Raw genomic sequence first — 3,063 nt, 5'->3', positions numbered from 1 at the left:
CTACTCCCCACTCCCCACTCCCCACTCCCCGTTGTTTATTACGCCATTAACTGTTAGCTTTAGCTTGAATTAACCAATCAGTATCTTTTGCAGCAATATCTCTTCCAGAATTATCACCAAAACGAGCTAGTGATAAAAGAGCCGCATATTTCAGATCCCAAATTTTAGTTTCCAAGCTAACTTTCAGATCGCCAATAGCACGATTATCCCCCAATTCGCCCAGTGCGATCGCAGCGGCGGCACGGGATTTCTGAAACTGAGGTTGGGTATTGTGCAACGCCTCAATGAATAAATCGTAGGCTGGAGCATATTTAATCCAACCCAACGCTTTGATGACATGGTAGTTTGCCCCATAGTCATTGCAAGCTTCCGCTGCATAAGTTGCCATTAGAGCTTGCCCTGCGGTATCAGCATAAGATTCTAATATAGTTTTCGTCGCCAGATAACAACGCCCAAAATCTACTTCATAAAGTTCTTTAATCGCGAATTCTAAGGTAGGAATTTGATCGTATTCATGTACTAATTTTAGAGTCTTCGGACGATCGTATATTACTGCCTCCAAAGACGGTTGAATATCAGAAAAAGCGATAGCACCAACAGGAATACCAGCTTCTCCTAGCAAACGAATACCCCGGAGGCGAAATACAACCGATACTGGACATTGGGATATTCGATCGATAGCCTTGTAATACTTTACATCTACTAAATCTTGAATCGATAACCGCCGCCCATAAACATTAGAATCCTGAAGGAAACCCATTACCTTCTCAATGTAGGTATCATCCCCCGTAAACTGATATACCGCCGCATTAGCTGCACTTGCTATTGGTGCATCATCATCATCTAGAAATTTACGAATCCTTTCCAATCCAGGCTTATAATCAAACTTTCTCAACGTATGGATAATTACCCGATAGCTTTGTCCCGGTTTTTCCAGTAATTTAGCAATTTCTTCAAGAATATCTAGATCTTCAGTACCAATTTCACCAATAGCCCAAACAGCATTTTCCACAGTATAACAATCATCATCTGCCAAACAGGTACGGATGGCAGGCAATGCTCGATTTACCTGTAACTTTCCCAATGATTCAACTGATTTCCGTCGCGTAATCCGGTTATTCAGTGAGGGATCGTTATTATGTATAGCTCTAATCAGGGCATCAATAGATTGTTCTGTAGCAAAGCTTGCCAATTGAGCCGCCGCCACATAGCGAGAGTCATCTTCCGCCAACTTATCTTCAGGAGTATCTAATAGGGCAATAGATTCTTCTTCTGTTAATCCGAAAAGGTTAGCAAAGCGCTTATCCATAATTTATTTATTAGTTATTATTTATTAATTGTCGTAGAACAGGCATCTTGCCTGTCACACTTATTATAGCGGTTTGTACGCTAAGTGCAATCCACCCATATTACGGAGAATTGAATCAATTTAATTAGTTTCTCTATTATATCAAGTAGTACAAAAACCTTTGCGTACCTTTGCGTTCCCCTTTGCGTACCTTTGCGTTAAAAAAAAGATATTATACCAATGCCAACAGATTCGATATAACCAACAACCAATAAGATAAACCTAGGGATTCCCAGTCCAATACTTAACCTTAATCGGCAAAGTACTGTACGAAGAATCCCCAGGACTGAAGAACCTAAGTTCGATCAGTAATTAGACTTGGAGAAATCAACTATGATAGAGAGTTGATTGCGTAGTCTAGAAGAGTATTGTACTCAGATAAAGCTTGAGCAGACATATCGCGAGGAGTGCAGCCACGGTTGCGAGCAAAGCTTAGAGCAGCAACGTAAGGAGCGGTAGGTAAGCCTAAAGCGCGATAGACTTCACGTCCACCAGCAATACCCCACTCATCCAAAGGACCAGTACCGCCAACAACTAGGCAGTATTGGATTAAGCGCATGTAGTGTTTGATGTCACGAGCGCACTTGGCTTTGTAGGTATCGGTGGAGTTGGCTTCACCAGCGTTGTTCAGGTAAGGATACTTTTTGATGCAAGCATCATAAGCTTCTTGAGCTACTGCGTCTAGGTTGTGAGCTAGCTTTTCAGCAGCTTCTAAACGAGCAGCAGCACGTTGGATAGAACCTTGAACTGACTCTAAGTCAGAGGTGCTGGGGAAACGACCTGCTGCATCAGCAGCGGCAATAACCGTAGTAACAACTGATTTCATTTTTGATCTCCAGAATGGATGTGATGAATTGCTTAAAAATGAGGAGTAATTGTCATGAATCATCTGTCATCTATTTAACGGATGACCAATGAGTGACAATCGATTAGCTGAGAGCAGAAATAACGCGATCGAAATAGCTGCTTGCTTCAGCAACTAAGCTAGCGCAGCGATCTTCTACAACAGGGGTTCCCATTTTACGGAGTTTTGCACCAGCGCGAGCTTCGCTAGGGGTGTCGGAGATGTGAGCAGCAGCTTGAGCCTTCATGATTTGAACGGCACGGACTGTGGAGGTGGTAGGCACGCCCAAAGCAGCGTAGGTTTCTTTCAAACCGTTTAAGCAGCGATCGTCAAGAACGGAAGCATCGCCAGCTAACAGTGCGTAGGTGACATAGCGGAGGATGATTTCGCCATCGCGTAAGCAAGCTGCCATACGACGGTTAGGATAGCAGTTACCACCAGCTTGGATCAAGCCTTGGTTTTCGCAGATCATACCAGCTACTGCATCAGAAACCATGCAGCTAGCGTTGGAAGCGATCGCGTTTACTGCATCCAAACGACGGTTTCCAGAAGCAACGAAAGCTCTTAGAGCAGAAATGTCGCTTACAACAGAGGTGCTGGCATCTGCCGTTACTACGGCTTTAGAAAATGCGTCAAGCATTTAGCTCTCCTTAATCTAAATAAACAAACTCTTACTGTTTGGCTTGTCAACCACAGTTAACCAACCGATATTGAAGATAGAAGATCGCGGTTACCTCAGTCTCTTTTATTAAAAACAAAGTAATAATCTGTAACAAATCTACCAAAAAGTATGGGAAGAGGGGAGTGAGGAGAGTTTTGAGTTTTGAGTTTTGAGTTTTGAGTTTTGAGTTTTAAGTCTCCCCCTTATCCC

Annotated in this window: 3 protein-coding genes; all 3 read right to left on the bottom strand. The window is 43.1% G+C overall.

Going from position 1 to position 3,063, the window contains the following annotated elements:
* Positions 1–46: 46 nt before the first annotated feature.
* Positions 47–1,309 (bottom strand): C-phycoerythrin alpha-cysteine-82 phycoerythrobilin lyase CpeY, encoded by a 1,263-nt coding sequence (cpeY, locus tag NJ959_RS27765; RefSeq protein ID WP_254015000.1) that lies wholly within the window; start codon positions 1,307–1,309, stop codon positions 47–49.
* Positions 1,310–1,679: 370 nt separating this feature from the next.
* Positions 1,680–2,174 carry a C-phycoerythrin subunit alpha gene (gene cpeA / locus NJ959_RS27760; RefSeq protein WP_254014999.1) on the bottom strand — a complete coding sequence of 165 codons (495 nt, stop codon included), beginning with the start codon at positions 2,172–2,174 and terminating at the stop codon, positions 1,680–1,682.
* Between the two features lie 103 nt (positions 2,175–2,277).
* Positions 2,278–2,832, bottom strand: coding sequence for a phycoerythrin subunit beta (gene cpeB, locus NJ959_RS27755; protein WP_254014998.1), 555 nt, complete (start codon positions 2,830–2,832; stop codon positions 2,278–2,280).
* Positions 2,833–3,063: the final 231 nt, after the last annotated feature.

Source organism: Limnofasciculus baicalensis BBK-W-15 (assembly GCF_024178385.1).
In the GTDB taxonomy this organism is placed as follows: Bacteria; Cyanobacteriota; Cyanobacteriia; order Cyanobacteriales; family Coleofasciculaceae; genus Limnofasciculus; species Limnofasciculus baicalensis.
Note: the sequence above shows the minus strand (reverse complement) of the source record. Positions and strands in the feature narration are given on the sequence as shown.